Below are 26520 nucleotides of genomic sequence, written 5' to 3' on the forward strand. Positions count from 1 at the left end.
TTGGAACCGACATGGCACAGACCCCGGCGGAACCCGGCCCCACCTTGCGCGGCGCGCTGGACCGGTACTTCCTGATCTCGGCGCGCGGGTCCACCGTGGGCACGGAAGTCCGCGGCGGCCTCACCACCTTCATGGCGATGGCCTACATCCTGCTGCTCAACCCGATCATCCTGAGCGGCGCGGACGTCACCGGGCACCGCCTCGACCACGCCCAGCTGGTCACCGCCACCGCGCTCGCCGCCGCCGTCACCACCCTGGTGATGGGCGTGTTCGGCAAGGTGCCGCTCGCACTCGCCGCCGGCCTGTCCGTCTCGGGCGTGATCTCCGCGCTGGTGGTGCCGCACAGCACTTGGCCGCAGGCGATGGGCCTGTGCGTGATCTACGGCCTGCTGATCGTGCTGCTGGTGGTGTCCGGCCTGCGCGAGAAGATCATGCACGGCATTCCGCTGGCGCTGAAGCACGCGATCACCATCGGCATCGGCCTGTTCATCTCCATCGTCGGCTTCGTCAAGGCCGGATTCGTGCACACCGGCGGGCCGACCCCGCTCTCCCTCGGCCCGTTCGGCGAACTCGTGGGCTGGCCGGTGCTGCTCTTCTCGCTCACCCTGCTGCTGATCTTCGTGCTGCTGGCCCGGGGCGTGCGCGGCGCGATCCTGATCGGCCTCGCGGTCGGCACCGCGGCCGCGATGATCGTCAACAAGGCCGCCGGCCTGACCGCCGACGACTGGGGCGGCTCCGCGCCGGTCTGGCCGGGATCGCCGGTCGCCGCACCCGACTTCGGCCTCTTCGGCCACGTCGACCTGTTCGGCGCGTTCGGTGCGCAGGGCATGGGCGCGATCAGCGCCTCCGTCGCGGTGTTCACCCTGGTCCTGGCCGGCTTCTTCGACGCGATGGCCACCATCATCGGCGTCGGCACCGAGGCCGGCCTCGCCGACTCCAAGGGCCGGATGCCGGGCCTGTCGAAGGCGCTGTTCATCGACGGTGCGGGCGGCGCGATCGGCGGCGTGGCCGGGGCGTCCGGGCAGACCGTCTTCCTGGAGTCCGCGACCGGCGTCGGCGACGGCGCCCGCACCGGCCTGGCCTCCGTCGTCATCGGAGCCGTCTTCTCCCTGATGCTCTTCTTCTCCCCGCTCGCCGCCATCGTGCCGGTCCAGGTCGCCGCCGCCGCGCTGGTGGTGATCGGCTCGCTGATGATGAGTCAGGCCCGGCTCATCGACTGGTCGGACCGCGAGGTCGCCGTCCCCGCCTTCCTCACCAGCGTCGTCATGCCCTTCACCTACAGCATCACCGCGGGCGTCGCGGCCGGCATCGTCTCCTGGACGGTCGTCCAGGCCGGCACCGGCAAGTGGCGCGAGCCCGGGGTGCTGATGTGGATCCTCACGGTCGTCTTCGTCGTCTACTTCGCCCTCGCCCCGATCAAGTCCTGGCTCGGCGTGCACTAGCCACCCGGAGGGAGCACCTTTCGTGCAGGACATCGCCGCGCAACTCCACGACTGGCACACCACCGGACGCCCCTTCGCCGTCGCCACCGTGGTCCGCGCCTCCGGCAGCGCCCCGCGCGGCCCGGGCGCGGCGCTCGCCGTCGACGCGTACGGCGAGGCCGTCGGCTCGATCTCCGGGGGCTGCGTGGAGAGCGCGGTGTACGAGTCCTGCCAGGAGGCCCTGGCCTCCGGCGCCCCCGTCCTCGAACACTTCGGCTACAGCGACGAGGACGCCTTCGCCGTGGGCCCGACCTGCGGCGGCTCCCTCGACGTCTTCGTCCACCCCGCTGTCCCGGGCACCTCCCCCGGCCTGGACGCCGCCGTCCGCCTGGTCGCCTCCGGCGCCCCCGTCGCGGTGGCCCGGATCGTCGACGGACCGCCGGCCCTGCTCGGCCGCACCCTCACCGTCACCCCCGACGCCTCGTACGGCGCCCTCCCGCTCGCGCACCCGGTGGTCGCCGAGACCCGCGCCATGCTGGCCGCCGGCCGCACCGGCCTCCTGCCGGTCGGCGACGCCACCGTCTTCGTCGAGTCCTACGTCCCGCCCCCGCGCCTGCTGATCTTCGGCGCCATGGACTTCGCCGCCGCCCTCGCCCGCATCGGCAGGTTCCTCGGCTACCACGTCACCGTCTGCGACGCCCGCCCGGTCTTCGCCACCCGCCGCCGATTCCCCGACGCGGACGAGATCGTCGTCGACTGGCCCCACCGCTACCTCGACGCCGAAGCCCCCCGGCTCGACGCCCGCACCGCCGTCTGCGTCCTCACCCACGACGCCAAGTTCGACCTCCCCCTCCTCGAACGGGCCCTCCGCCTCCCCCTCGCCTACATCGGCGCCCTGGGCTCCCGCCGCACCCACCACGACCGCCTCACCCACCTCCGCGAAGCCGGCCTCACCCCCGCCGAACTGTCCCGCCTCCACTCCCCCATCGGCCTCGACCTCGGCGCCCGCACCCCCGAGGAGACCGCCGTCTCCATCGCCGCCGAACTAGTCGCCCACACCCGGGGCGGCACCTGCCTGCCCCTCACCACCACCAGGGGGCCGATCCACCACGAACAGGCCTGACGGGACGGCCGATCGGCCCTCAGGGCCTGCGCTTCACTTCTCCTCCATCAGGAATCGAACGCCCGCGTCGCGCCGTACTTCTCGGCGTCCTCCAGGACGACCGGGCTCACCTGCGATGGCACGCCCAGCCACTCCCGCCGGGTCGGCAGGCCGGTCGGGAGCATGGGGGCCACCGCTTGGAACATCGCCCACACCGCCGAGCCGCGGTAGTCGGCGAACTCCTCGGTGGCGGCCAGCCACAGGGCGCCGGACGGGAGTTCGTCGACGGTGGAGAGGGCCGAGCCGGTGAACGCTGCGGCGCCGCCGTGTTCGGCTGCCAACTGCCGTGGTACGACGGTGATCCAGTCGTAGCCCCGGAGGATCCGGCGGGCGTCGTCGTAGGTGTCGCCGAGGTCGCGGAGGCCGAGGGCGTGTTCCAGTTCGGTGCAGGTCATGTCCCCGCCGTGGCCGATGGATCCGAACACCGGGTCCACCTGCTCGGCCAGCGCGCGGATGCTGTCCACCAGGGCGCCGGAGTCCGGGGTCTCCATCCGCAGGACCGCCCACCGGTCGTCGGCGTCGTCCCGCCACGCGCGCAGATGGCACACCGCGTCGACGTGGATGCCGCCCTGGCCGACGACCTCCGCCAGCGCGGACACGATCCGGCCCTCCGCCGCCCGGTCGGCGAGCCAGGCGAGGTTCTCGGGGCTGTGGGGGCGGTGCTGGTACATGCCGCCGAGCTCCAGCGACGCGGCCGACAGCTTGATCCGGCCGGTGAGCGCGTCGCCGTGGACCCGCCCGGCGCTCCCGTCCGCCAGTTCCTCGACCCGCGCCTTCAGCAGGCCCTCGACGCGACCGAGCGCGTCGCCGAGGAACCGCAGGACGACCGCCCGGTACTCCTCGGGGCTCCCGACGTCCAGCAGGACTTCCCCGGAGAGGCGTGCGTTGTCGGACATGTCCATCCCCATCCAGGCAAATCCTCGGTCCGTCAGATCTCGTTGCCGTCAAGGTAGTTGCGCACGTTCCCGGATCGGCGGCCCCAGGGTACCGAGGAGCTCAGAGGGTCGCACCCAACGGCCGGCCGGGCTGGGAGCCGGGGAGGACCCAGGCGACGGCGGAGGCGTTGTGGGTGAGGAAGGGGTTGAGGGCGTCGTTCCCGGCGAGGCGGTTCTGGACGCGGGTGAAGAGGGCGGGGTCGCGCATGAAGGCGCAGAAGAGGAGGCCGCGGTCGTCGGGGGCGTCGTCGTAGGAGTAGCCGCGGCGGAGCATCCGGGCGCCGCCGTCGAGGCGGGGGCTGCTGAGGCGGACGTGCGCGTCGGCGGGGATGACGTAGGAGCCGTCGGGGTGCTTGATGTAGATGTCGGGGTCGTCGTGCTCGGCGGTGCCGGTGAGGGGGGCGCCGGAGGCGAGGCGGCGGCCCATCGCGAGTTCCTGACGGTCGGTCGGGAGCGCGGTGAAGGCGGCGCTGTCCATGCGTATCCGGCGGTAGACCAGGATGGTGCCGTCGGAGTGCCAGAGGCCGGGGTCGGCAGGGTCGGGGTTGGCGCTGCCGTCCTTGAAGCCGAACAGGTTGCGCGGGGTCTCGCCGTCGGGGACGGGCGGCAGCAGGCCGGCCTGGCTCCAGCGCAGGGTAGCCCCGGTGGGCTTGGCCGAAGCCAGCAGATGCTCCGTCAGGACGCCGGTGGTCCAGGGCTGTTCGGCCGAGACCTGGAGCAGCAGGTCGCCGCCGCCGCGCTTCTCGTCGAGCCGGTCACCGGGGAAGGCCGGGAGTTCGGCGAGTTCGGCGGGCGCGTCGAGCTTCAGCCGGGCGGCCAGTGCGGGGCCGATCGCGACCAGCGAGGAGATCGGGGCGGCGGCCAGTCGCGGGTCGGCGAGGCTGCCGTCGGACGCGGCGGCGAGCACCTTGTCGAGGCCGGCGAGCAGGCCGCGCAGCGCCTCGCGGTCGGCGGAGGCGGGCAGGTCGAGGGCCAGCAGCCTGGTGGCGGGGAGTTGGCGGTACGTCAGGCCGGACTGCCGCGCGCCGTGGTGCGGAATCGGGGCGGGCGGCGCGGCGGCCGGCACGGGCCCGGGGTTGCGGCCGAAGGCGGTGGCGGTCGCGGCGCCCGCCCCGGCGGCCAGCACGGCGCCGGCCGACAGCAGCGCCCGACGGCCGATCCGGGGCCGGGCAGTGGCGGCGGCGTCCTGCGGGTTCCCCGATTCGATGTGCATGGCCGCTATTGGAGACGATAGAACACGTTTCATGCAACTCCTCCATGATTTCCACCCGTTGATGCGCCGTCGGACCGGTCCGCGCCGGTTCCGGGCCGGCCTCGTGGCGCTGGGCCTGCTGCTGCCGGCGCTCGCCGCCTGTTCCTCGTCGGCGTCGACGTCCGCCGACCGCCACCCGCCGGGCACGGTGATCCAGGTGCCCGAGGACGTCCCGACGGTGCAGCGGGCAGTGGACGTCGCCAACCCGGGCGACCTCGTCCTGGTGCATCCCGGCGTGTACAAGGAGAGCGTGCGGATCACCAAGCCCCGGATCGTGCTGCGCGGTTCGGACCGCAACACGGTGGTCTTCGACGGCGACCTGAAGCTGATCAACGGCATCACCGCGACCGGCGCGGGCACCGTGGTCGAGAACCTCACCGTGCGGGGCTTCCTGGCCAACGGCGTGCTGTTCACCGGCGTCACCGACGAGAAGCTGCAGCGCCACGGCGCGGGCGGCTCCGCGTACGACCCGCTGGACACCACCCGGTTCCCGGCGGTGCAGGGATTCCGGGCGAGCAAGGTGACGTCGTACGGGAACGCGCTGTACGGCATCTACGCGTTCGACGCGCGGGACGGGATCATCGAGGACTCGTACGCGTCCGGGATGGCCGACTCGGGGATCTACGTCGGTCAGTGCAAGCCGTGCAACACGCTGGTGCGGGGCAACACGGTGGAGCGCAACGCGGTCGGCATCGAGATCACCAACGCCTCGGAGAACCTCACCGTGGTGGGCAACCGGGCGGTGAACAACCGGGTCGGCGTGACCGTCAACTCCAACGACCTGGAGTCGCTGGCCCCGCAGCACGCCGCGGTGATCGCCGGCAACGTGGTCGCGAACAACAACTCGGCGGACTCGCCGCAGCAGGCCGACGGCGGTTTCGGCATCGGGATCGGCATCGGCGGCGGCACCGACAACCGGGTCGAACGCAACCTCGTCCAGGGCAACCGGGCGGCGGGCGTCGTGGTCACCGACCCACCGGGGCACCCCGCGTCGGGCAACCGGGTGACCGGGAACCGGGCCACCGGCAACGGTGTGGACCTGGTCAGTTCGGCCGTCGACCCGGGCAACTGCTTCTCCGGCAACAGCCCGGGCACCCAGAGCCCCGCCGACCTGGAGCAGCTGGCCGCGTGCGGGGCGAGCGGCGGCGGCAAGGTCCCGCCGGGCCGGGCCGCCGGGGTGCAGGCCCCACCAGGGATGGCGTTCAACGCCGTGCCGGTGCCGCCCGCGCAGCCTTCGATGGCCGACCCGAACGCCCCGGCCGTCCCCGCCGTGGACCTGCCGGGCAAGGTCGACCCGGACAGCTACCCGCTGCCCGCCGCGGTCTGACGGCGTCTCAGCCCGCTGTCGCCCAGGGCGCTTCCGGAAGCTTGGCCCCGGCGTCCTGACCGCCGATCTCCAGGGTGGTCGGGGTGCCGAGGCCGGCCATCCGCATGGTGACCCGGCGCAGGCCGCCGTCGCCGTCGAGCCAGTAGGTGATCGGGGAGGTGGCGCCGGTGTCCTTGTCGGCGGCGTCGCGGGAGCGCGGGCCGGCGATCCGGTCGTAGTCGCGGCCGTCGATCCGGTCCCGGCCGAGCCAGCGCGGCCCGGACTGGACCAGCAGCAGCGGGTTGTCGGGCCGGTCCGCGCCCAGCTGGATCAGCAGTTGGAGCCCGGCGTCCAGCGGGTCGGTGCCGTAGCTGCGCGAGGACCAGCCGGCCCGCGGCACGTGCTCGGCCTGTTCCCAGGCCGGGCCGCTCGCGTCCGCGGGCGCCTTGGCCAGGCCCAGGCCGCCGGTGTCCCACACCACCAGGCCCTGGTCGATGGTGCCGTTCTTGCCGCTGACGGTGTAGCTGCCCGCCGCGTGCTTGCTGCGGTAGTCCACCACGCCCTGCACCTCGACCACCATGCCGTTGCCCTCCTGCGCCTTCAACGTCACCCGCAGCGGGCTGGCCTGGTAGACCTTCAGCCGGGACAGCGCCAGTCGGGACGCCTCCTCGGTGGACAGCGGACGGCTCTCCTCCTCGCCGCCCACCAGCTGCCAGGCCGTCACCCCGCCGCCCGCGAGCACGGCCGCCGCCACGGCGGTGACGATCAGGCTGCGGCGGGACGGGCGCTTCTTCTCGGATGCCATCGGGGTGTGTCGCTCCTCGGTGCAGGACGGTCGGTGCTCGGGGAAGGGCCCCGGGAGAGTATCCCGGGGCCCCTCGGTCGTGCGTCGGTGCTCGGGCATCAGTGCTCAAGCGTCAGTGCTCGGGCGTCAGTTGGTGCGGCGCTTCCGGGCGATGATCAGGATTCCGGTGCCGACCACCAGCAGGACCGCTCCGCCGACCACGGTCCAGGTCAGCGCGGTGTCGTCCATGCCGGTGAAGGCCAGGCCGCCCGACGGCTGCGTCGGCGCCGGAGTGGGCGTCGCCGGCGGGGTGGGGGCCGGGGTGGTGGGCGGCGGCGGGATCAGCTTGTTGACCGCGGTGGTGCTGATGCCCTCCTCCAGGTGCTCGTCGTCGAGGATGACCGGTCCGAGGACCGGCTGCTCCGGCACCTGGTAGCCCTTGGGCGGAGTGACCTCCTGCCAGTAGTACGTGCCCTTGTCGACCTCGCCGGCGCAGGCGCCGTTGTCGCCCGTGGTGCACGGGTCGCCGACCTTGGTGTCGGCCTTGTCGCCGTCGGTCTGGAGGCCGTCGGTCTTGTTGGTCTCGCGCCACAGCTGGAACACGGCGCCGGGCAGCGGCTTGCCGTCCTGGTCGTTCTTGACCAGGCGCAGCGCACCCTGCTGCTGGCTGAAGCCGAAGTCGAAGGTGTGGTCGTTCTGACCCGGGCCGCCGGTGGTCAGCGCGCGCTCGACGTAGGTGCCGCCCTTCGGGACGGTGCCGTCGGAGTCGATCGCCTTGTTGTCGCCGACGTTCGCCTTGGTCGGGACCCAGTGGTACAGCGGACCGCCCTTGGCGTAGTCCGCCGGGTTGTCGAGCTTGACGGTGTACGCCGTGTTGGGCTTCAGACCACCGGTGACGTTGGTGTTGTCGAAGTAGTACTCACCGCGCGCGGTGGTCTTCGCCGTACCGACCTTCTTGCCGTCGGCGTCGTACAGGTTCACCGTCGCGCCCACGACCGGCTTCTGCTGCGGCAGTTGCAGACCGGAGCGCTCCGGGTCGTACCAGACCCGGTTGCCGATCTGCAGCGGCGCCTTGTCGCAGAGCACTTCGAGGTCGGCCATCGCCGCGCCCTTGCCGAAGCGGGACGTGCCGTTGGACAGTTCGTTGCCGAAGCCCGGGTCGATCCCGCCGTTGCGGAGGGTGAACATGGTGCCGGCGGTGACGATGTGGTTGGAGACGTCGTATCCGGAGGTGGCGATGGAGTTCTCGACCTTGGACAGCGCCATGCCCGCGAACGACGCGTACGGGTGGCCGACCGGGGCGGGGCGGTTCAGGTTGAAGAAGCCCTTGCCCTTGGTGGTGATCCCGCAGCCGAGGTTGACGTCCATGACGTAGGAGTCGCCGGACTTGCAGGCCTTGTTGAGGTCGGCCGAGGCGAGCACGTAGACGAAGCCGTTCGGCAGCGGGCCCTCGGGCGGGGCGGCAGCGGCCTGGTCGGCGTAGCGGTCGCGGAACGAGAGCAGCATGGAGCCGTCGGTCTCGAAGCCGATCTCGCCGAGTTCGGGCTCCGGGTTGAGGCCGCAGACCTGCCCGTTCGCCATCGGCACGGTGTCCTGCCAGGGGTACCAGAAGTAGCCGCCGCAGGCGTTCCCGGCCGGCGTGCCGTGGTAGTCGATCGGCTGGTCGAGGACGGCGGTGTCGAACTTCCCGGTGGCCGGGTCGAACGGCAGCACGATCGCCCGCAGGTCGCCGATCTTCTGCGTCGACTGGCCGGAGCAGACGCCGCCGACGTAGCCGACGCCGTCCTGCATGCCGAGGCCGAACGGCCGCCAGTCGTCCGCCGACGGGCAGTTCGGCGTCGGGATCGGGTAGACGGCCTTGGGCTTCTCCACCGTCTTCGCCGTGGCGTCGTAGCGGTACAGCTTCCGGTCGTGGAGGTTGACCACGTACAGGTCGCGGCCGTCCTCGGAGAGCTTCAGCCCGCCGAGGCTCTCCTTGCCGACCGGGGCGACGAACCCGTCGTCCTGGGCGTTGCCGGCGTGCGCGGTGCTGCCGGCGTTCGGGACGACGGTGAACAGCGAAGTGGCCTTCGTCGCCGGGTCGGTGACGTAGATCGCGCCCGGGCCGCCGGAGCCGTACACGGTGGCGCGCTTGGCCTGGGCGGAGCTGAACAGCCGCTTGTCGTCGCGGTTCCAGGCGATGCCGAAGACGTTGCCGGTGTCGCCGGTGTTGGCGATGTTGGTGACGTCCTGGTTCACGCCCCGGGAGCGGTACGGGAAGGTCAGCAGGGTGCGGCCGCTCGCCGGGTCCAGGGAGGCCGGCTGGCAGGCGGTGGCCAGCGGGGCGTTCTGCTGGCAGTAGTCGGCCGGGTTCCAGAAGCCGGTGGTCAGGGCCGCGTGCTTGCCCGCCGACAGGTCGACGAACTCCTCGTTGCTGCTGAGCTTGTCCGGCGCGCCGGGCAGGCCCTCGCGGGAGGCGAAGGCCGGGAACAGCACGCCCGGCTTCGGATTGACCACCTCGACGCGGTACTTGCCGCTCGCCGTCGCCTTGGCGGGCTTCAACGTCACGGTGCCGTCGGCGGCGGTGACCGCGGTGCTGATGGCGCCGTCCTCGCCGGTCAGGGTGACCGTCACTCCGGCCATGCCCGGCTCCAGCGCCGGTCCGGACCAGGTTCCGCTCTCGTCGACCGTCCGCACCACCTGGACCGTCACCGAACCTTCGGCGGTCACCGGCGAGGCGGAGGGCGCGGTGACGGCGGCGGTGGCGGCGAGGGCCGCCACCACGGCGGCGGCCCGCCCGGCCGTCCGCCGGCCCGCGCGGGGCGCGGGCGCTCGGGTTTCCTGTTCTGTCTGGGTCATGCCCTGCTCTCGTCGTCAGGAAGGCACGCCGAACCCCCGCAGCAAGTTCACCGATTCGGTCCCGCGCACTCCTCGTTTGGCCGAATAATAAGCGGAATAGACACGTCCCGCTTACTTACCAAGCAAATTGACGATTCATCGGGAAGCACGACCGATCAGTTCCGTGCGCTCCCCACGCCCCGGGGCCCGGCCCGCGCGCCCGCACGCCGCTTCCCCCCGCGCCGCTCCCCGCCGCTCCCCCGCAGCTCGCGCGCCCGGCGCGCGGCGGAAAATCCCCGCGCCCATTCCGCGGAGCCGGTGTGTGAGTACGACTGCAGATCATCACGACCGAACCGCCCCGCCGTCAAAGCATGCCATTGCCGCCAAGTCGACTTTGAGACAATTCCCCTGACAGTTCCTCGGCCCGGTGGCGAGGCGCCCCGACATCTCCACCTGACCCCCGGGCCGACTCCGCGACGCCCTGTCGGGGTGACCCGCCCCGGCGTCCGGTGCGGCGGCACCGCCTAGCCTTGACGGCACGCGGCCCCGACCGGCGGGCCGACCTGCGGGAACGGAGGGGAGCGGGATGGAACTGCGGCAGCTGGAGGTCGTCGTCGCGGTGGCCGAGGAGGGCGGTTTCACCGCGGCGGCGCGGCGGCTGCACGTCGTGCAGTCGGCGGTGTCCGGCACCGTCCGGACGCTGGAGAAGGAGCTCGGCGTCCAGCTGTTCGAGCGCACCACGCACCGGGTCACCCTGACCTCCGCCGGGACGGCGTTCGTCCCGGCCGCCCGGGCCGCGCTGCGGGCGGCGGATCTGGCGCGGGCGGCGGCGGACGAGGCGCGCGGGGTGCTGCGCGGGGTGCTGACCATCGGCACCATGCAGGGCGTCTGGCTCGGCCTCGACCGGGTGCTCGCCGAACTGCGGGCCGAGCACCCGGGGTTGACGATCCGCCTGCACCAGGCCGCGGCCGTGGACATCCGCGCCGGGCTGCGCGACGGCACCGTGGACGCGGCGATCGTCGCGTTCGACCGGCAGCAGCAGCGCGGTCTGACGGTGCGTTCGCTGGCCTGCGAGCCGATGGTGCTGGCCGCCGCGCCGGGCCGCGCCTTCGCCCACCCCGGCCGGGTGCGCTTCGAGGAACTCGCCGGCCTGCCATTCGTCGACTTCGCCCCGGGCTGGGCGGTCCGGTCCGCGGTCGACCGGGCGTTCCGGGCTGCCGGTGTCGAGCGGACGGCGGTCTTCGAGGTCAACGACATCGTCGCCGCCGCCGAACTGGTCCGCCACGACCTCGCCGTCTGCGTCCTGCCCGAGTCGATCGCCGCCCACTTCCCCGACCTGGCCCTGCGCCGCTTCACCCGCGGGCAGCCCCGCTGGGACGTCGCGGTGGCCTGCCCCGCCGGGGAGCCGACGCCCGCCGTGGCGGCGCTGCTGCGCCACCTCGGCTGATCCGCCCCCGCTCAGCCGGCGGCGCCCTTCCGGTTCGTCGCCCAGTGCACCAGCGGCAGCAGCGGCAGCACCGCGGCGAACCCGGCGACCGCCCACCAGCCGCCCGCGTGGAAGGCGACAGTGCCGAACTCCGAACCGAGCGCGCCGCCGAGGAAGAAGGTGGCGATGAAGACGCTGTTCAGCCGCGCCCGGGCGCCCGGGTCGAGCTGGTAGACCACGTGCTGACCGAGGATCAGCGTGGTCTGCACGGCGACGTCGAGCAGGATCGCGGCGAGCGCCAGCAGCACGATGCTGTGCCCGCCGAGGCCCGCGAGCACCGCGCTCCCGGACGCCACCAGCAGCGCCGCCCCGGTCAGCGGCCGCCCGAACCCGCGGTCCGCCCAGCGGCCCGCCAGCGGGGCGACCAGCGCGCCCGCGGCGCCGACCAGCGCGAAGACGCCGACGCCCGCCTCCGAGTACCCGAACGCCGGGCCGGTGAGCTGGAACGAGACCGTCGTCCAGAACGCGCTGAACGACCCGAAGACGGCCGCCTGGTACAGCCCGCGCTTCAGCAGCGCCGGGTGGGTGCGCACCAACCGCACGGTGGAGCGCAGCACCTGGTGGTACGGCAGGTCGGTGGTGGCCGCGTGCGCCGGCAGCGCCCGGTACAGGGCGACGGCGAGCAGCGCCGTCAGGGCGGCCGAGCCGAGGTACACCACCCGCCAGCCGGCAGCGCCCGCCACCAGGCTGCTCAGCGTGCGGGAGAGCAGGGTGCCGGCGAGCAGGCCGGCCATCACCCGCCCGACGATCCGGCCGCGGGCGTGGTCCGGGGCCAGGCTGGCCGCGAACGGCACGAGTATCTGCGCCACCACCGAGGTCGCCCCGCTGACCAGCGAGGCGACCAGCAGCACCGCGAAGCTGCCCGCCGTACCGGCCACCGCCATCGCAACGGTGGTGACGACCAGCAGCAGGGCCACCAGCCGCCGCTTCTCGACCCGGTCGCCGAGCGGCACCAGGAACAGCATGCCCAGCACGTAGCCGATCTGGGTGACCGTCACCAGCGCGCCCGCCGTGGTCGTCCCGACATGGAACACCTCGGCCAGCTTCGCCAGCAGCGGCTGCGCGTAGTACAGGTTGGCGACCGTCATGCCGGTGGAGACGGCGAGCAGCGCGACGAGCCCGCCGGGCACGCCGCTCTGCGTCGTCTCCGTCGAGGTGGTGGTGGACGTGGTCGAGCTGTTGCTGCTCGGCGAGGTGGCCATGGCTGCCTTCCTGGGTGGTCGTGTCCTACCGCTGCGGCGATCGCAGCGTGCACCTGTGTGAGCGCCGGGGGCCGGGCCGCGCTTCCCACCCGATCGCGATGATCGACGACAACTGTCATCTTTGTTCGCGATGATCGTTCGGGCGGGCCGGCGGCCCTCGGAGGGCCAGCGACTCTCGGCGGGCCGCCAGCTCTCGGCGGGCCGGCGGCTCTCAGCCGGCGTCGGGGATCAGCAGGACCGGAACGCGCGAGGCGTGGCCGACGGCGTCCGAGACCCTCGGGCGGAACCAGGACGCGACCGCGCCGCGATGGTGCGGGCTGAGCACGATCAGGTCCGCCCCCAGCCGCGCGGCCGCGTCGGCGATCACCGTCGGCACCTGGCCGCGCAGCCCGTCCACCAGCTCGCCGTCGGCCTCCACCCCGGCCTCGCGCAGCGCCCGCACCGACTCGTCCAGCACCCGCCGCGCCGCGTCGTCGTCCTCCAGCGCGACCACGCTGTACTCCACCACCACGCTCGGCGCCAGGTGCAGCACGTGGACGGTCGCACCGAAGCGCCGTGCGAGCTCGGCGACCGTCGAGACGGCGTGCAGCCGGGCGTCGCTGTCGTCGACGGCCAGGACGATGCGTGTGAACACGTGAACTCCTTCTTGTTGGACCGACATCGATCCGCCCTCAACCCTTCCGGGCGGCCAGGCGGTCGGCCTCCGTGAGGCCTCCCCAGATCCCGAAGTCCTGGCCGGTCCGGACGGCGAAGGACGCGCAAGCCAGGCGGACGGGGCAGTCGCGGCACACCGACCGGGCCCGCCGCTCGCGCATCCGGCGGGCCTCGCCCTGCTCGCCGCACGGCGAGAAGAACACGGCGGAGTCCATGCCCCGGCAGGCGGCGCGGGCCTGCCATCCCCACTGGTTCAGCAGCGGCTCGGTGATCGGCGGCTTCATCGCGCTCACCCCTGACGCAGGGCCGGCGGGTTCGCCGCCGCGCCCCCGGAGGCCTGCGCCTCGGACTCCAGGACCGGCCGCCGGCCGACCGCGTTCGCGCCAGTCACGGTGCGCTCCCTCGACGTTGGGCTCGGATCGACCTCCACCCTAGGAACGCGCCCCGCCCCCGGCTGGCCCGACGACGCACCCACCGCGTCCGGTCCGTGCACACCTCCCGTCCCCGTCCGACCGGCTCCCGTCAGGCCTGCGTCGGCTTCGGCGTCCAGCCCGGCCCGCGCAGCACGTGGCCGAACCGGTCGGACCAGGTGCGGGCGCCGCGCACGTCCCGGGCGATCGCGACGAGTTCGTGGGTCTGCACCCGGAGGATGTTGTAGGTGTCGATGTTCTTGGTCAGGCCGTAGCGCACCCGCTCGCCCTCGGGCTCGAAGGTGCCGAAGAGCCGGTCCCAGAGGATCAGGATCCCGCCGTAGTTGATGTCGAGGTACTGGCGCTGCGATCCGTGGTGGGCGCGGTGGTGGCTCGGGGTGTTGAAGACGAACTCGACGGGCGCCCACATCCGGTCCACAACCTCGGTGTGGATGAAGAACTGGTAGACCAGGTTGATCGCGAAACAGGCCGTCAGCACCTCGGGCCGGACGCCGATCAGCATGACCGGCAGCAGGAACGGCAGCGCCGTGACCGCCAGCAGGAACGGCTGCCGCAGCGCGACCGACAGGTTGTACCGCTCACTGCTGTGGTGCACCACGTGCACCGCCCACAGCACCCGTATCTCGTGGTGCGCGCGGTGGAACCAGTAGTACGCGAAGTCCACGGCGATCATCCCGGCCACCCAGGCCGGCCAGCCGTCGAGGTGCCACGGCACCGCCGAGTGCAGCCGCAGCAGCACCACGGCCTCGACGATCGCCCATGGCATGGCGACCAGTTGGTTGCCGACGGCCGTCGCGATGTTCAGCAGGGAGTCGCGCCTGTCGTAGGAGGGCAGCCGGCGTCGGCGCAGCACGAACAGTTCCACGAGCATGCCGAGGAGGAAGACCGGAGCGGAGAGCCAGAGTACGAGCGATGCGAGATCCATGAGCCCGGAGCATAGGGTTACTGGTCCAACCAGACAACGAGTAATGCGGACGGCCCGCCTGAGTATGCTGACCGCGTGAACCTCCGACCCGTGGGCCCCATGCCGCTCTCCGGCCAGATCCACCGTCAGCTGATGGACGCGATCCTCGACGGCACGCTCACCGGCGCCCTCCCCTCCGAGCGCGAACTCGCCGAGACCTTCGGCGCCAACCGGCACGCCGTCCGCGAAGCCATCAAGCGCCTGCAGCAGGGCAACCTCGTCGAGGTCAACCAGGGCGGCGCCACCCGCGTCCTCGACATCCCCGCCCACGCGGGACTCGACCTGCTCCCCGAACTCGTCATCGCCCGAGGCACGTTCAACGACGAAGCCACCGTCGGCGTCCTCGAACTCCGCGCCTGCATCGGCGCCGACGCCGCCCGCCTCTGCGCCGAACGCTCACCCCACGTCGGCGCCCAGCTGCTCGACCTGCTCCCCCACGACGCGATGTCCGACGCCGAACTCGCCGCCACCGGTGCCGCCTACTGGACCGCCCTGGTCACCGGCACCGACAGCCTCCCCTACCGCCTCGCCCTCAACACCCTGATGGCCGGCCTCGAAGCGATCGACGACTCCCCCACGGCGAAGCACTTCATGGCCGCCCTCCGCGACGAATCCCGCCGCACCGCCGACCTCGAACTACTCGCCCGCGCCATCACCCGCAGCGACCCCGCCGCGGCCCACGCCACGGCCACCCGCCTGCTCAACACCTCGATCACGGCCGTCCGGAACGCGGCAGACCGGCCCTGACGCCCCCGCCTTCGGCGAACGCGCCCGCCGCAGGCTCGACCGCCTCGGCCGGCGGCGCACCGCACGCACTGCGGCCGTCCGACGCCCGACCTCCGGCATGCCGCGTTCCCCGAGCCCCTCGCCGTCCGGGAAGCCGCCGCTACGCGAATCGGCGTACCGCCACGGAGAACGAACTCCCTTTGGTATAAGAGCAGTTACATCAGCGGCGACAACGGGTTCCGGCCGGCCGACGCCTCGGCTCCGGCCCACCGCCCGGCGGTCCTTCCGTCACCGACGTCGCCGTCCGACACAGGGAGTTGCAGCATGCCTCGTACCGACATCCGGGCCGCCCTCGACGACATCGTCTTCTCCACGGACCTCGATCTCGACAAGGCCGCCGAGCGTCACATCACCCCCGACTTCGTCCAGCGCATCGACGGCAGAACCGTTGAGCGCGACGCGTTTCTCGTCAACATGGCGAATCTCCGCGAGGCCGTGGTCTCCGGCGTGATCGAGATGCACCAGGAGCTCTTCGACGGCGACAACTACGCCGACCACCACACCGCCGCCATCTCGATGAAGGACGGCTCCACCCTCCACATGGAGGTCTACCTCTTCGCCGAGTTCGCCGCCGACGGCCGCTTCCGCCGCATCAACGAGACCACTCTCGTCCTCGAAGGCCCCGCCGACGCGAGCTGAGCACGCGCAGCGGGTGTGCGAATCGCCTCGCGCCGGGAGCCACCGGCCCGGGCCTGTCCGGGGCAGCCCGATCCGCACCCGCTGCCCGGACGGCACCGGCCCCGAAGACCTGGGTCGCCCAGGCCCGTTCCGGTACGCCGGCGCCGGCCGTTCACGGCGTCCCTCGTTCGAGCAGGTCCGCCAGCGCGGAGGTCATCGGCAGTCCGGTCGGGGGCTCCAGCCACGACCACTGGCCGGACGGATGGCATTCGATCCACACCCAGCTGTCCGCGGCGTGCGCCGGTCCAGTAAGCGCGAAGTCGAAGGCGCCGAAGACCAGTCCGAAGTGTCGGAGGTAGGCGAGGATCGCACGGACGAGCGGATCGGGGACCGGGATCGCCGCGTAGGTGTGCGCCGAGTGGTCGGTGCGCCAGTCCGGCAGACCGCTGTCGATCCGGACGGCGAAGATCCGGTCGCCGATCACGGTCACCCGCACGTCCGCCACCTTGTCGATGCGGTGCGGGTGGTTGACGTACAGGCAGCCCGGCAGCGAGGCCGGCACCCCGCCGGGGCCGTGGCGAGCGTGGGCGGCTGCCACGCTTGCGTCCTGCGAGTCGAGGTGCGGGAACGCGGACGCCGCCGGGCGCCGGCAGTACAGCGCCCTGATCGGCCCGGGCCGAGCAGGCCGGGTGGGCGTGCGCGGGCTGCCCCGCCGTCCGGCGGAGACCCCTCCGGCCCGGGCGGTGCGCGACAGTGTCGCGGAGAGGTCACCCTCGTCGAACTGCACGACCGGGACGCCCCGGTGGTGCAGCTCGGCGATCACCAGGTCGGGCGTCGGATCCTGCACAGTGGTGACGACCGCGACCAGTCCGGCGCAGCTCCTCCTCACTGGTCGGTGTCACTGTCGGGCGCGTCCCCGCCCTGCGCGTCTCCTCGGCCGGTCGTACCGGTCGGAAGTCGCTCGGCGTGTGCCGACGTCGGTGGCCTCCTCGGGTGTTGATGGTGTGCGAGTGTCATGCGCCGGCCCCGGGCGGTATCCGGACGCATGCCGACGCGGCAGCCGGTGCACGTGACGAGGCGTGAACCGGGTCGCCTGCGACGGGAGTTCGCGGGGAACTGTGGTTCGTGGGTGGCGACCCGTACGCCGTCCCCGGGGTGGACGCGGATGCCGCGGCGGCACGCGCCGGGCGCGGCGATCGCGTTCGACACCGGTGTGAGCGACGGTGTGGAGGCCGCCGGGCGGTGGTTGTGACGGCCGTCAGGCGAGGGTGGCGAGGAGGCGGGCGAGCTCGGCCGGCTTGGTGAACATGGGCCAGTGGCCGGATTCGAAGTCGAGGTACTCGACGTGCTTGGCGGCGGCGAGTTCGGGGGCCTGGCCCTCGGCGACCCAGGTGCGGACCTGGTCGGGGTCGAATTCGGGGCAGACCATGGTGATCGGGACGTCGAAACGGCGCGGGTCCGTCAGGCGGACGATTCCGCGGGCGACGTGTTCGGGGACGGGGACGGCCTCGGCGGCGATCCGCTGCCGCAGGCTCTCGTCGAGGTCGGCGCTGTCCCGGCCTTCGAACGGCCCCCAGCCGGGGAACGGCATGACGCCGTCGCGGATCTCGAAGAATTCGGCGTAGGGCGCGCCGTCCTGCTGCGGGTACCCGCCGACCAGGACGAGCGAGACGACCCGTTCGGGCCGCGCGTCGGCGGCCAGCCAGCCGAGGGTGCAGGCGGCGGAGTGGGCGACCAGCATGACCGGGTCGGCCGCCGCGTCCACTGCCGAGACGACCGCGGCGAGTTGCTCGTCCAGCGTGGTCGAGGGCCCGGCGGGCAGGGTCAACGGGCTGGGCCGGTGGCCGAGTTCACGCAGGACGGGGGTCACGCCGTCCCAGGCGGTGCCGTCCAGCCAGAGACCGCCGATGAGCAGGATGTCCACGATGAGCTCCCGAAGAAGAGAGAAGAGAAGCGGGCGCTTCAAAGGCTAGGTGCGGTTCCGGACGATCCACTTCCTGATTGTCGCGGGACCGGCCTACGCTGGCCGACATGTCGACCGGAACGAGTCCCACCGCCCGCGCACTGCGCACCCTGGAGATCCTGCGGGCCCGGCCGGGCACCACGTCGGAGGAGTTGGCGGAGCGGCTCGGGGTGACGGACCGGGCGGCCCGGCGGTACGTGGCGATCCTGCGGGAGGCCGGGATTCCGGTGGAGTCGGAGCGCGGGCCGCACGGCGGGTACCGGTTGCGGCGCGGGACGCGGCTCGCGCCGGTGGCGTTCACCCAGGCGGAGGCGTTGGGCCTGGTGATGGCGGTGCTGGACGGGCGGCCGGCGGCCGGTGAGCCGGGCGATCCGGTGGGGGCGGCGCTGGACAAGGTGGTGCGGGTGCTGCCGGAGGAGGTCGGGCGGCAGGCGGCGGCACTGCGCGAGCATGCGGCGGCCGCGCCGGATCCGCGGGCGGTGTACGCGGACCCGGGGGTGACGAACACGCTGGTCGAGGCGGTGGCGGCGCGCCGCCGGGCGGTGATCACGTACCGGAGCGCAGCGGGCGACGAGTGGCGGGCGGAGGTGGATCCGTGGGCGGTGGTGGTGCGCCGGGCCCGCTGGTACCTGCTCTGCCATTCGCACCGGTCGGACGCGATCCGCACCTTCCGGATCGACCGGGTGCTGGCGGCGGAGGAGACCACGACCGGCTTCCGGATGCCTGCCGACCTCGACCCGGTCGCGCTGCTGGAGGCGCATCTCGGTTCGGGCTGGGCCTATCCGACCCACGTGGTGTTCGACGCCCCGTTGGCGCAGGTCGCCCCGTGGGTCGCCGGGCCGATGGGCCGCCTCGAAGCGGCGGGCGATCGGCGGTGCGTCCTGCGCGGCAGCACCCGCAACCCGGCGATGTACGCCCAGGACTGGCTGTCGGGAGTCCCGTTCGACTTCCGGGTCGTGGGCGGCCCGGAGCTGCGTGCGGCGGTCGCCGCGGCGGCGGCCCGCTTCGCCGCCGCCGTCGCAGGACCGACGGAACCGACAGAACCCGAGGAGTCCGGGGAGCCCGAGGAGTCCGGGGAGGTCAGTCGCTCAGCGCCAGCTTGACCCCGAAGCCGACCACGGCGGTTCCGGTGACGCGGTCGAGCACCCGGCGGGCGGCGGGGCGGCGCAGCCAGCCGCGCAGGGTGTGGGCGAAGCCGATCAGGACGGCGGACCACAGGGTGCCCTCGATCACGTGCACGGAGGTGAGCAGGACGCCGGCGGGCAGGTGCGGGGCGCCGGCGGGGATGAACGGGGGCAGCACGGCGACGTAGAACACGCCGACCTTCGGGTTGAGCAGGTTGGTGAGCGTGCCGCGCCGCCAACCGGCCCACCAGCCACCGGGGTTGCCGGTCTCCTCCGGCCCGTCGGCGGAGCTGTCGTGCTTGCGGTTGCGAAGCAGCTGGACGCCCATCCACAGCAGGTAGCAGACGCCGGCCCAGCGCAGCGTCTCGTACGCGGCGCGGGAGGCGGTGAGCAGCACGCTGAGGCCGGCGGCGGAGGCGGTGCCCCACAGCATCGTGCCGGTCTGGATGCCGAGGACGACGCCCCAGGCCTGGCGGCGGTGGCCGAGGGCGGCGGTGCGCAGGATGAGCGCGGTGTCGAGGCCGGGGGTGAGGGTGAGCAGGCCCACGACCAGCGCGAAGGAGGCGAGGGGGGCGGCCATGGCGGTGAGATCCATGGGCTGTCAGTCTACGGGGCGGCCGAACCGGGCCAGGCAGTGCCATACCTTCTTCAGCTCCTGCGGGTCGTACTGCCCGCTGCGGACGGCGGCCCCGATGACGGCCGGGTCGAGCACGCCGCCGGTCGGTCCCCCGGGCGAGCCGTCACGGGCGATCTTCGCGCCGAGGGCGGTGATGTGCGGGCCGCGGTAGTCGTCGTGGCGGGCGAGCTCGTCGACGGTGAGCCGGTGGCCGGGGTGCCATTCGAGGCGGCAGGGCAGCGCGCGGGCGGCGGTCTCGACGGCGGTGCCCCGGTAGCAGGGGTCCAGGACGAGTGCGTCGAAGTGGGCCGACACTCGGACGCTGCCGTGCAGTTGGGCCTCCACGTAGGCGTCCAGCAGGTCCGGTCCGTCGGCCTCGACCAGGGTGATCAGGGCCATCGCGGCGGCGGTGCCGAAGTGTTCGGGCTCGAAGACGCTGTCGGGGTAGCAGAAGGTGGCCCGGTCCAGCGCCCCGGGCGCGAGCCGGAAGTGCGCGGAGCCGAAGCGGGGTGCGCCGCCGTAGGGGCTGCGCAGGTGGTTGAGCGCGCCGTAGACGGGGCGGCGCTCGGCGGGGGCGTCGTCGTAGGCGCCGCCGAAGATCCGGCTCTCCCACGTCCACCGGTCGCCGCCGGGGTGGGCGGTGAGGCCGCCGTTGCTGGTGCCGGTGGAGAACTGGGAGCGGTACACGCCGTCCCGGGCCAGCGACTCCAGGATCGGCACCCCGTCGAGCTCGCGGTCGGGGTGGAAGTTGAGCGTGACGTCGATCCCGGCGGGCAGCGGGTCGCCGCTGCTGCGGGCGGCGACGTGCCGCAGGGCTCGGGCTTCGGGCGTGTCCATGGACGGCAGTCTTACGCCGAAGACCCGCGTTGTGCAGCCGGTTTTCCCCGCGCCCGGCGGGTGCGGCCCGGCCGGTTCTCCCACCGGCCGCGCCGCCTCCGCCAACTGCCGTTCCGTCAGCCCGCGTTGATCCGGGCCCCGAGGCGGAGCAGCCCGGGGCTGATCCGGCCGAGCAGCTTGGCGGCCTTGGCCTCGACGGTGACGGGGACGACGGCCTTGCCGGTGCGGACGGCGCGGACGATCTCGGCGGCGACCTTCTCCGGCGGGAAGCCCCGGCGGGCGTACATCTTGGACACCCGGGCCTGCTTGGCGGCCTGTTCGTCGGTGTCGAGGCCGGAGAAGGTGGTGGTGCGGGTGATGTTGGTGTTGACGATCCCGGGGCAGATGGTGGAGACGCCGATCCGGTGCGGGGCGAGTTCGGCCCGCAGGCAGTCGGAGAGCATGTACACCGCCGACTTGGAGGTGGCGTACGCGGCCAGCACCTTGGACGGCAGGTAGGCGGCGGCGGAGGCCAGGTTGACGAGGTGTCCGCCCCGGCCGTGGTCGACCATCAGCTGCCCGAAGGCGCGGCAGCCGTGGATGACGCCCCACAGGTTGACGTCCAGGACGCGCCGCCACTCCTCATCGGTGGTCTCCAGGAACGTCCCGGAGTGGCCGATGCCCGCGTTGTTGACCACCACGTCGGGGACGCCGAAGTCCGCGGCGACCCGCTTGGCGAACGCGGCCATGGCCGCGCCGTCGCTCACGTCCACCTGGTACGCGCCGGACTTGACGCCGGACAGCGCGCACAGTTCTGCGGTGCGCTGCGCGGCGGGCAGGTCGCGGTCGCAGACCACCACCCGGGCGCCCTGGTCGGCGAAGGCCAGCGCGGTGGCCCGGCCGATGCCGCTGCCGCCGCCGGTGACGACCACCAACTCGCCGCCCTCGGAGGGTTCCTGACGCAGTGCGCCGTGGTCGCGGGCGACGAACTCGCGGACCAGCGCGGCGACGGTGGGGCCCTTCTCCAGCAGCGCCGACCAGTGGGTGGCGTTCAGGGTGCGGCGGGTCAGCCGGGGCGCCCACCGCTCCAGGCCCTCGGAGAGGAACTCCGCGACGTAGTGGTCGCGCTGCAGGGTGATCAGCTGGACGGGCACCTCGGTGTGGCGTTCGCGCGGCCTGGCGATCGAGGGCCGCATGTTGGCCCGGTACAGCTCGATGCCGTGCACGGCGTCCTTGGCGAGGGTGCGCTGCGGGTGGCCGGGCCGGGGGCGGACGGCCTCCAGGTCGTTCAGCACCCGGGGCCACAGCCGGGCCAGGCCGAGCTTCCACGCGGCGGGCGCCACGACGGGCAGGTGGAACAGGCCGATGTACCAGGAGTGCACGCCCTGGCGCAGCAGTTGGGAGACGTGCCGGGGCGTCGGCCGGCGCAGCCGGTGCCGCATCCAGAAGCCCATGTGGTCCAGGCAGGGGCCGGACATGGTGGTGTAGCTGGCTATCCGCCGGTACGAGCCGGGGGCGGTGACGGCCTCCCAGGACTGCACGCTGCCCCAGTCGTGCGCCACCACGTGCACCGGCCGGTCGGGGCTGACGGCGTCGGCGACGGCGAACAGGTCCTGCCCGAGCAGTTCCAGCCGGTAGCCCTCCCGCCCGCCGGGCGCCCCGGACGCTCCGCAGCCGCGGACGTCGTACCGCACCACGTGGTGGTCGACGGCCAGGTCGGCGGCCACGTCGTCCCAGACGCTGTGGTCGTCGGGGTACCCGTGCACCATCAGCACGGTGGGGCGGCTCGGGTCGCCCTGCTCGTACACGGCGAGCTTCAGCCCGCCGGAGTCGACGGTGCGGCGACGGATCTCGGTGCTGCGGCCGGTCATGCGGTGCCCTCCTGGAGTGCCCAGCGCCGCACGTGCGGCAGGTCGTCGTCGAGCCAGTACGCGTCCTCGTCGGTGACCACGAGGAGTTCCTCGAACTTGATGCCCACCTCGCGGAAGCCGATGTGCGGCTCCACCGCCCACAGGCCGGGCGTGGGGGCGTGCCGCGACGCCCGGCCGCCGGCCCACAGCGGCGAGCGCCCCTCCAGGCGCTCCTTCACCAGCTCCCGCCCGAGGGTCTGCAGGGTGCGCACGCCGAAGCCGAACAGGTTGACGCCGGCCGGGCCGCGCGCGGTCGTTCTGGTCACCTGGTGGCCGATCACCCGGCCCGGGTACACCTGGTGGCGGTTGTCGTAGCCGTGCTCGGCGATCTGCGCGTCCACCGCCGCGTACACCTGGTCCAACGTCCGGCGCGCCTTCACCTCGCGCAGGATCAGCTCCCGGTACACCCGCAGGTCCTGCGCGAGCCGGTCCCACACCGGGTTCTCGCCGACCTTGCCGCCGTACCCGATGTCGGCGGTGTAGCCGTCCACCACCGGCGCGCAGTCCAGCACGTACGGCATGCCCTCGCGCAGCACCCGCGAGCCGGCGAAGAACTGCAGCGGCGTGTGGAAGTGCCGGAACGCGGTGCGGTCGCCGAACCACGCGAACGGCACGTGGAAGAAGTCCTGCACCCCGGCCCGCACCAGGCTGCGCCGCAGCTTCGCGGTCGCCTGGCGCTCCGTCACGCCGGGCTCGATCCACGCCGCGACCTGCTCCGCGCAGTGGTACGCCAGCTGCTGCACCTCCCGGAACTTCGCCAGGTCCCGCTCGTCGAACGGGAATCGGGGCAACTGTCCGCGCTGCTTCATCGGATCACACCTCCAGGACGAGGGTCTCGCCCTCGGCGGCTCGGGACACGCACGGCAGCATCAGGCCCGCGGCCCGCTGCTCCTCGGTCAGCCTGCGGTCGCGGTGCTCGGGCGTCCCGGACGCCACCTTCAGCACGCACGTCCCGCAGAAACCCTGTTTGCAGGAGTACGCCAGATCCGGCTTCGACTCCCGCGCCACGTCCAGCGCGGAGCGGTCCGCCGGAACGGCCACCGTCTCCCCGCCCTCCCCCAGTCTGATCGCGAACGGCCGACCGTCCACGACCGGCGCGGCCCCGAACCGCTCGAAGTGCAACGACGCCGCGGGCGAGGCGTCCAGCGCCCGCTGCACCGCACTCAGCATCGACGCCGGGCCGCACACGTACACCGCGGCGTTCCGCGCGGCGTGCGACAGCAGCTCCGCCGCATCCGGGACGCCGTGCACGTCGTCGGTCCGGATCTCGACCCGGCGCGGATCGAGCGCCGTCAACTCGGCGGTGAACGGAAGCGCGGCAGCCGTCCGGCCCACGTGGATCAACTTCCAGTCGATGCCCGCGTGTTGAGCCGCCCGCGCCATCGGCAGCAACGGCGTGACCCCGATGCCGCCGGCCAGGAACAGCACCTGCCGCTCCCCGCAGAACGCGAACCCGTTCCGCGGCCTGCGCACCCGCAGCCGCACTCCCACGTGCAGCTCGTCGTGCACCTCCACCGACCCGCCGCCGCCGTCGGCGATCCGCCGCACCGCGACCCGGTAGACCAGCCGATCGGCCGGATCCCCGCACAACGAATAGTGCCGCTCCCGCCCCGACGGCAACGTCACCAACACCCGCGCCCCCGGCTGCCACTCCGGCAGCACCCCGCCCGACGGATCGGCCAACCGCAGCTCGACCACATCCTCGGCGACCACCTGGTGCGACGTCACCACCAAGTACAGCGGCGGCACCGGCCGCGACTCCGCCCGCCGAGGACTCCGCCGCAACCCCGGCCGCCCCAGCGCAGGGCTGTACCAGTCACCGAACGCAGTCAACCGCGAGAACATCCGATCGGCCCGGGGACGGCCGTACAGATCCGGCGGCGGGGTTTCGAGATCCATGGGGAAAACTCCGGGAGTTCTTTGGGGGGGACAACAAGGAGAGCTGGCGGGCGCGAGAACAGGGGCGCGAGTGGGTGCGAAAGCAGGGGCGCGTGGGGGTACCTCCCGGCCCGCCAGGGCTGGGGGAGAACTGCGCGAAAGGGGACGCGTCTCACCGCAAGATCGCGACGCGGGACAATGACCTGCACTTGATCGCGACCTGACGGACGTGGTGTGCGCTTGTCGCGCAGTTCCGCCCCCTCGGCTTCGCCTGGGGGTACCCCCCGGCGCCCCTGTCTTCGCGCCCCCTGTATCAATGCGCGGCGGCAGCCCTTGCCGCAGGCGACTTCGCCAAGTACGCAAGCGCCTGCGACGAGGACCCCTCGTTCGTCGGGTGGTACCCCGGACTGAAGTACCGCAGCGCCGACTTCACGAACCGCCCCGGTTCGGGGAGGAGCCCCCGCCTCGCGGCCTTCTGCGCCTCCCGCCAGGTCGGCACCAGGCTCCCGTTCAACAACGGGTCGGCGGCCAGCATGAACCGCGTGCCCCGGATCCACAGGTGGACCAGCAGCGGTCCGGAGACCGCCATGCCCCGGACCCGTCGCAGGTAGCCCGGGTCGAGGTGGCGCATCAGGTCGTAGGCGACGCTGCGGTGTTCGACTTCCTCCGCGCCGTGCCAGCGGAGCAGGTCGACCATGGTGGGGTCGGCCTTGGCGCGGTCGAGGCCGGGCGAGTTGAGGGCCCAGTTGCCGAGGAACGCGGTGAAGTGCTCGATCGCGGCGATGAAGGCGACCCGCTCGATGACGTTCTCGCGGCGTTGACGCGCCGTCAGCCCGGGCTTGTCGCCGAGGACGCGGTGGAACAGCCAGCTGATCTGCCGGACGTACGGTCGCGGGTCGAGGCCCTGGCCGAGCAGGTGGTCGAGGACTTCCTGGTGGGCCTCGGCGTGGATCGCCTCCTGGCCGATGAAGCCGAGGACCTCCTCGCGCAGCTGGTCGTCGCGGATCAGCGGCAGCGCCTCCTTGAACACCTTGACGAACCATCGTTCGCCCTCGGGAAGCAGCAGGTGCAGGACGTTGATGGTGTGGGTGGCCATCGGCTCGTCGGGGATCCAGTGCAGGGGCAGCTGCGACCAGTCGAAGTGGACGTCGCGGGGTTCGAGGACCAGGTTGTCGTGCACGGACGCGGGCTGCCCGGGCCGAAGGCTGCGGGAGGGGGTGGTGCGCGGCATGGGGGTGCCTCCAGTACCTGCGGGTGGACATACGGCTGGGGTGGGGTGGAGTGGAGTGGGCGTCGGCCCGGCCGCCGGGAGGGGGTCGGAACGGTCTCGGTGGGCCCGTGGGCACAGGGGCAAACTACTCGCGGGTAGCGGGCCCGACAAGGGTTTCGACGGTTCTTATCAACATTGAGTCTAATAAGCCGCTCGATAGGGTGGTCCGAAGCCACCCCGGGAGACGCCTTGACCGACCGCACCGCACCCGACCCGCTGGTCCGGGCCCTGATCGGCCACCCGGTCCTCGCCGCCGCCGGCTACCCGGCCCCGGACCCGGCCACCCCCGCCGACCCGGCCGCCGTGTTCACCGCCTGGCTGTTGGACGCCCTCGCGGCGGGCGTCCCGGACGCGCAGGTGATGACCCTGTCGACGGTCGACGCCGAGGGCCGCCCGGACGCCCGGGTGCTCGTCCTGCGCGACGTCGACCGGGCCGCCGGCGCCTGGCACTTCTGGACCGAGCCCGGCTCCCCGAAGGCCCGTCAGTTCGCCGCCCGCCCGGACGCCGCCCTCACCTGCTACTGGCCGCAACCGGGCCGCCAGGTCCGCCTGCGCGGCCCCGTCCGGCCCGCACCGCAGTGCGCCACCCCCTCCCCCGCGCTGAGTTGCTACGCCCTGCACGCCGTCACCGCCGAGTTCTGGCAGGCGAGCGGGGACCGCCGCCACCGGCACGTCCTCCTCACCCGCACCCCCGCCGGCTGGACCTCCACCGGCTGGGTCCCGACCGACGTCCCGGGCTGATCGAGCACTCACCGCACGACCCCGTGCCCCGGCCGTCGGCCGCGAATCCGGGGAGAGCACACTGGGCGGTGGCCCCGCCCGCCCGAGACTCCGGAGGACATGGTGAGCGCCGCATCCCTGCACGGCCATCACGACGGAACCCCGCCCATCCCGCGCACCCAGGACGCGGTGGCCGCCGCGCTGCCGCCGGCGCAACGGATGGAGTTCTACCGGGAGATGGGCGAGGCGGACGACACGACGATCGGCGGTGTCCTGCGGCGGTGGTGGCTGCGGGCCGAGCTCTACCGCGACCCGGAGGGCGACCGCATCCACACCGCCGTCCGGTCCGGCACCGCGCCCGGCACCCCGGCGTCCGCGGTACTGCGCCGCCTTGAGGACCGGTGA

Annotated in this window: 25 protein-coding genes; 9 read left to right on the forward strand and 16 right to left on the reverse strand. The window is 73.0% G+C overall.

Going from position 1 to position 26520, the window contains the following annotated elements:
* Nucleotides 1-11 precede the first annotated feature (11 nt).
* Both IEZ12_RS13275 and IEZ12_RS13280 read left to right on the forward strand, forming a co-directional pair.
* Entirely contained in the window at nucleotides 12-1442 is a 1431-nt protein-coding gene (locus IEZ12_RS13275) for an NCS2 family permease (protein ID WP_189272221.1), read from the forward strand.
* Between the two features lie 22 nt (nucleotides 1443-1464).
* Nucleotides 1465-2544: an XdhC family protein gene (locus IEZ12_RS13280; RefSeq protein WP_189272222.1), complete on the forward strand. Its 1080-nt coding sequence runs from the start codon at nucleotides 1465-1467 to the stop codon at nucleotides 2542-2544.
* Nucleotides 2545-2591: 47 nt separating this feature from the next.
* On the opposite strand, the gene IEZ12_RS13285 is transcribed toward IEZ12_RS13280, so the two are convergent.
* Both IEZ12_RS13285 and IEZ12_RS13290 read right to left on the reverse strand, forming a co-directional pair.
* On the reverse strand, nucleotides 2592-3479 hold the full coding sequence (locus tag IEZ12_RS13285; protein WP_189272223.1) for a hypothetical protein: 888 nt from the start codon (nucleotides 3477-3479) through the stop codon (nucleotides 2592-2594).
* Nucleotides 3480-3579: 100 nt separating this feature from the next.
* Nucleotides 3580-4731: a Dyp-type peroxidase gene (locus IEZ12_RS13290; protein WP_229847494.1), complete on the reverse strand. Its 1152-nt coding sequence runs from the start codon at nucleotides 4729-4731 to the stop codon at nucleotides 3580-3582.
* A gap of 31 nt (nucleotides 4732-4762) precedes the next feature.
* Between IEZ12_RS13290 and IEZ12_RS13295 the strand changes: the two genes are divergently transcribed.
* Nucleotides 4763-6097: a right-handed parallel beta-helix repeat-containing protein gene (locus tag IEZ12_RS13295; RefSeq protein WP_229847495.1), complete on the forward strand. Its 1335-nt coding sequence runs from the start codon at nucleotides 4763-4765 to the stop codon at nucleotides 6095-6097.
* A 7-nt stretch (nucleotides 6098-6104) separates the two neighbouring features.
* Here IEZ12_RS13295 and IEZ12_RS13300 read toward each other — a convergent pair whose 3' ends face one another.
* A complete protein-coding gene (locus tag IEZ12_RS13300) occupies nucleotides 6105-6881 on the reverse strand; it encodes a hypothetical protein (protein WP_189272224.1) in 777 nt (258 codons plus the stop codon).
* 126 nt (nucleotides 6882-7007) lie between these two features.
* Entirely contained in the window at nucleotides 7008-9698 is a 2691-nt protein-coding gene (locus tag IEZ12_RS13305; protein ID WP_189272225.1) for an SdrD B-like domain-containing protein, read from the reverse strand.
* 565 nt (nucleotides 9699-10263) lie between these two features.
* On the opposite strand from IEZ12_RS13305, the gene IEZ12_RS13310 reads away from it, so the two are divergent.
* On the forward strand, nucleotides 10264-11124 hold the full coding sequence (locus tag IEZ12_RS13310) for a LysR substrate-binding domain-containing protein (RefSeq protein ID WP_189272226.1): 861 nt from the start codon (nucleotides 10264-10266) through the stop codon (nucleotides 11122-11124).
* 11 nt (nucleotides 11125-11135) lie between these two features.
* Here IEZ12_RS13310 and IEZ12_RS13315 read toward each other — a convergent pair whose 3' ends face one another.
* The 4 genes from IEZ12_RS13315 to IEZ12_RS13330 all read right to left on the reverse strand — a co-directional run bounded on the left by IEZ12_RS13315 (nucleotide 11136) and on the right by IEZ12_RS13330 (nucleotide 14375).
* Nucleotides 11136-12365: an MFS transporter gene (locus tag IEZ12_RS13315; RefSeq protein ID WP_189272227.1), complete on the reverse strand. Its 1230-nt coding sequence runs from the start codon at nucleotides 12363-12365 to the stop codon at nucleotides 11136-11138.
* 211 nt (nucleotides 12366-12576) lie between these two features.
* Nucleotides 12577-12999, reverse strand: coding sequence for a universal stress protein (locus IEZ12_RS13320; protein WP_189272228.1), 423 nt, complete (start codon nucleotides 12997-12999; stop codon nucleotides 12577-12579).
* A gap of 37 nt (nucleotides 13000-13036) precedes the next feature.
* Nucleotides 13037-13303, reverse strand: a complete 267-nt coding sequence (locus tag IEZ12_RS13325) for a WhiB family transcriptional regulator (RefSeq protein ID WP_189272229.1) — start codon at nucleotides 13301-13303, stop codon at nucleotides 13037-13039.
* A 238-nt stretch (nucleotides 13304-13541) separates the two neighbouring features.
* On the reverse strand, nucleotides 13542-14375 hold the full coding sequence (locus tag IEZ12_RS13330) for a sterol desaturase family protein (protein WP_189272230.1): 834 nt from the start codon (nucleotides 14373-14375) through the stop codon (nucleotides 13542-13544).
* 75 nt (nucleotides 14376-14450) lie between these two features.
* On the opposite strand from IEZ12_RS13330, the gene IEZ12_RS13335 reads away from it, so the two are divergent.
* On the forward strand, nucleotides 14451-15161 hold the full coding sequence (locus IEZ12_RS13335; protein WP_189272231.1) for a FadR/GntR family transcriptional regulator: 711 nt from the start codon (nucleotides 14451-14453) through the stop codon (nucleotides 15159-15161).
* 303 nt (nucleotides 15162-15464) lie between these two features.
* On the forward strand, nucleotides 15465-15839 hold the full coding sequence (locus IEZ12_RS13340; RefSeq protein WP_189272232.1) for a nuclear transport factor 2 family protein: 375 nt from the start codon (nucleotides 15465-15467) through the stop codon (nucleotides 15837-15839).
* A gap of 151 nt (nucleotides 15840-15990) precedes the next feature.
* Here IEZ12_RS13340 and IEZ12_RS13345 read toward each other — a convergent pair whose 3' ends face one another.
* Nucleotides 15991-16665: an MvdC/MvdD family ATP grasp protein gene (locus tag IEZ12_RS13345; RefSeq protein WP_229847496.1), complete on the reverse strand. Its 675-nt coding sequence runs from the start codon at nucleotides 16663-16665 to the stop codon at nucleotides 15991-15993.
* 411 nt (nucleotides 16666-17076) lie between these two features.
* Entirely contained in the window at nucleotides 17077-17742 is a 666-nt protein-coding gene (locus IEZ12_RS13350; RefSeq protein ID WP_189272234.1) for an alpha/beta fold hydrolase, read from the reverse strand.
* 107 nt (nucleotides 17743-17849) lie between these two features.
* On the opposite strand from IEZ12_RS13350, the gene IEZ12_RS13355 reads away from it, so the two are divergent.
* Nucleotides 17850-18884: a helix-turn-helix transcriptional regulator gene (locus IEZ12_RS13355; protein WP_189272235.1), complete on the forward strand. Its 1035-nt coding sequence runs from the start codon at nucleotides 17850-17852 to the stop codon at nucleotides 18882-18884.
* Here IEZ12_RS13355 and IEZ12_RS13360 read toward each other — a convergent pair.
* The 6 genes from IEZ12_RS13360 to IEZ12_RS13385 all read right to left on the reverse strand — a co-directional run bounded on the left by IEZ12_RS13360 (nucleotide 18862) and on the right by IEZ12_RS13385 (nucleotide 25356).
* Nucleotides 18862-19500 (reverse strand): LysE family translocator, encoded by a 639-nt coding sequence (locus IEZ12_RS13360; protein WP_229847497.1) that lies wholly within the window; start codon nucleotides 19498-19500, stop codon nucleotides 18862-18864. The genes IEZ12_RS13355 and IEZ12_RS13360 overlap by 23 nt on opposite strands.
* Nucleotides 19501-19506: 6 nt before the next feature.
* Complete coding sequence (locus tag IEZ12_RS13365; RefSeq protein ID WP_189272236.1) at nucleotides 19507-20358, reverse strand: DUF3626 domain-containing protein; 852 nt, start codon at nucleotides 20356-20358, stop codon at nucleotides 19507-19509.
* 116 nt (nucleotides 20359-20474) lie between these two features.
* Nucleotides 20475-22208 (reverse strand): SDR family oxidoreductase, encoded by a 1734-nt coding sequence (locus tag IEZ12_RS13370; protein WP_189272237.1) that lies wholly within the window; start codon nucleotides 22206-22208, stop codon nucleotides 20475-20477.
* Nucleotides 22205-23056: a M24 family metallopeptidase gene (locus tag IEZ12_RS13375; RefSeq protein WP_043911183.1), complete on the reverse strand. Its 852-nt coding sequence runs from the start codon at nucleotides 23054-23056 to the stop codon at nucleotides 22205-22207. The genes IEZ12_RS13370 and IEZ12_RS13375 overlap by 4 nt, the downstream gene beginning before the upstream one ends.
* A gap of 4 nt (nucleotides 23057-23060) precedes the next feature.
* Nucleotides 23061-23996, reverse strand: a complete 936-nt coding sequence (locus tag IEZ12_RS13380) for a PDR/VanB family oxidoreductase (protein ID WP_229847498.1) — start codon at nucleotides 23994-23996, stop codon at nucleotides 23061-23063.
* 442 nt (nucleotides 23997-24438) lie between these two features.
* Nucleotides 24439-25356 carry a metal-dependent hydrolase gene (locus tag IEZ12_RS13385; RefSeq protein ID WP_189272239.1) on the reverse strand — a complete coding sequence of 306 codons (918 nt, stop codon included), beginning with the start codon at nucleotides 25354-25356 and terminating at the stop codon, nucleotides 24439-24441.
* Nucleotides 25357-25584: 228 nt separating this feature from the next.
* On the opposite strand from IEZ12_RS13385, the gene IEZ12_RS13390 reads away from it, so the two are divergent.
* Nucleotides 25585-26136 carry a pyridoxamine 5'-phosphate oxidase family protein gene (locus IEZ12_RS13390; protein WP_229847499.1) on the forward strand — a complete coding sequence of 184 codons (552 nt, stop codon included), beginning with the start codon at nucleotides 25585-25587 and terminating at the stop codon, nucleotides 26134-26136.
* Nucleotides 26137-26238: 102 nt separating this feature from the next.
* Entirely contained in the window at nucleotides 26239-26520 is a 282-nt protein-coding gene (locus IEZ12_RS13395) for a hypothetical protein (RefSeq protein ID WP_189272240.1), read from the forward strand.

Origin of the sequence: Kitasatospora griseola, assembly GCF_014648555.1 — a bacterium.
Lineage (GTDB): Bacteria > Actinomycetota > Actinomycetes > Streptomycetales > Streptomycetaceae > Kitasatospora > Kitasatospora griseola.

What these genes read in the sequence shown, in the direction of transcription:
- IEZ12_RS13275 (WP_189272221.1), top strand. Translation starts at nt 12, where the DNA reads ATGGCACAGACCCCGGCGGAACCCGGCCCCACCTTGCGCGGCGCGCTG.
- IEZ12_RS13285 (WP_189272223.1), bottom strand. Translation starts at nt 3,479, where the DNA reads ATGTCCGACAACGCACGCCTCTCCGGGGAAGTCCTGCTGGACGTCGGG.
- IEZ12_RS13290 (WP_229847494.1), bottom strand. Translation starts at nt 4,731, where the DNA reads ATGCACATCGAATCGGGGAACCCGCAGGACGCCGCCGCCACTGCCCGG.
- IEZ12_RS13295 (WP_229847495.1), top strand. Translation starts at nt 4,763, where the DNA reads ATGCAACTCCTCCATGATTTCCACCCGTTGATGCGCCGTCGGACCGGT.
- IEZ12_RS13300 (WP_189272224.1), bottom strand. Translation starts at nt 6,881, where the DNA reads ATGGCATCCGAGAAGAAGCGCCCGTCCCGCCGCAGCCTGATCGTCACC.
- IEZ12_RS13305 (WP_189272225.1), bottom strand. Translation starts at nt 9,698, where the DNA reads ATGACCCAGACAGAACAGGAAACCCGAGCGCCCGCGCCCCGCGCGGGC.
- IEZ12_RS13310 (WP_189272226.1), top strand. Translation starts at nt 10,264, where the DNA reads ATGGAACTGCGGCAGCTGGAGGTCGTCGTCGCGGTGGCCGAGGAGGGC.
- IEZ12_RS13315 (WP_189272227.1), bottom strand. Translation starts at nt 12,365, where the DNA reads ATGGCCACCTCGCCGAGCAGCAACAGCTCGACCACGTCCACCACCACC.
- IEZ12_RS13325 (WP_189272229.1), bottom strand. Translation starts at nt 13,303, where the DNA reads ATGAAGCCGCCGATCACCGAGCCGCTGCTGAACCAGTGGGGATGGCAG.
- IEZ12_RS13330 (WP_189272230.1), bottom strand. Translation starts at nt 14,375, where the DNA reads ATGGATCTCGCATCGCTCGTACTCTGGCTCTCCGCTCCGGTCTTCCTC.
- IEZ12_RS13340 (WP_189272232.1), top strand. Translation starts at nt 15,465, where the DNA reads ATGCCTCGTACCGACATCCGGGCCGCCCTCGACGACATCGTCTTCTCC.
- IEZ12_RS13355 (WP_189272235.1), top strand. Translation starts at nt 17,850, where the DNA reads ATGTCGACCGGAACGAGTCCCACCGCCCGCGCACTGCGCACCCTGGAG.
- IEZ12_RS13360 (WP_229847497.1), bottom strand. Translation starts at nt 19,500, where the DNA reads ATGGATCTCACCGCCATGGCCGCCCCCCTCGCCTCCTTCGCGCTGGTC.
- IEZ12_RS13365 (WP_189272236.1), bottom strand. Translation starts at nt 20,358, where the DNA reads ATGGACACGCCCGAAGCCCGAGCCCTGCGGCACGTCGCCGCCCGCAGC.
- IEZ12_RS13370 (WP_189272237.1), bottom strand. Translation starts at nt 22,208, where the DNA reads ATGACCGGCCGCAGCACCGAGATCCGTCGCCGCACCGTCGACTCCGGC.
- IEZ12_RS13375 (WP_043911183.1), bottom strand. Translation starts at nt 23,056, where the DNA reads ATGAAGCAGCGCGGACAGTTGCCCCGATTCCCGTTCGACGAGCGGGAC.
- IEZ12_RS13385 (WP_189272239.1), bottom strand. Translation starts at nt 25,356, where the DNA reads ATGCCGCGCACCACCCCCTCCCGCAGCCTTCGGCCCGGGCAGCCCGCG.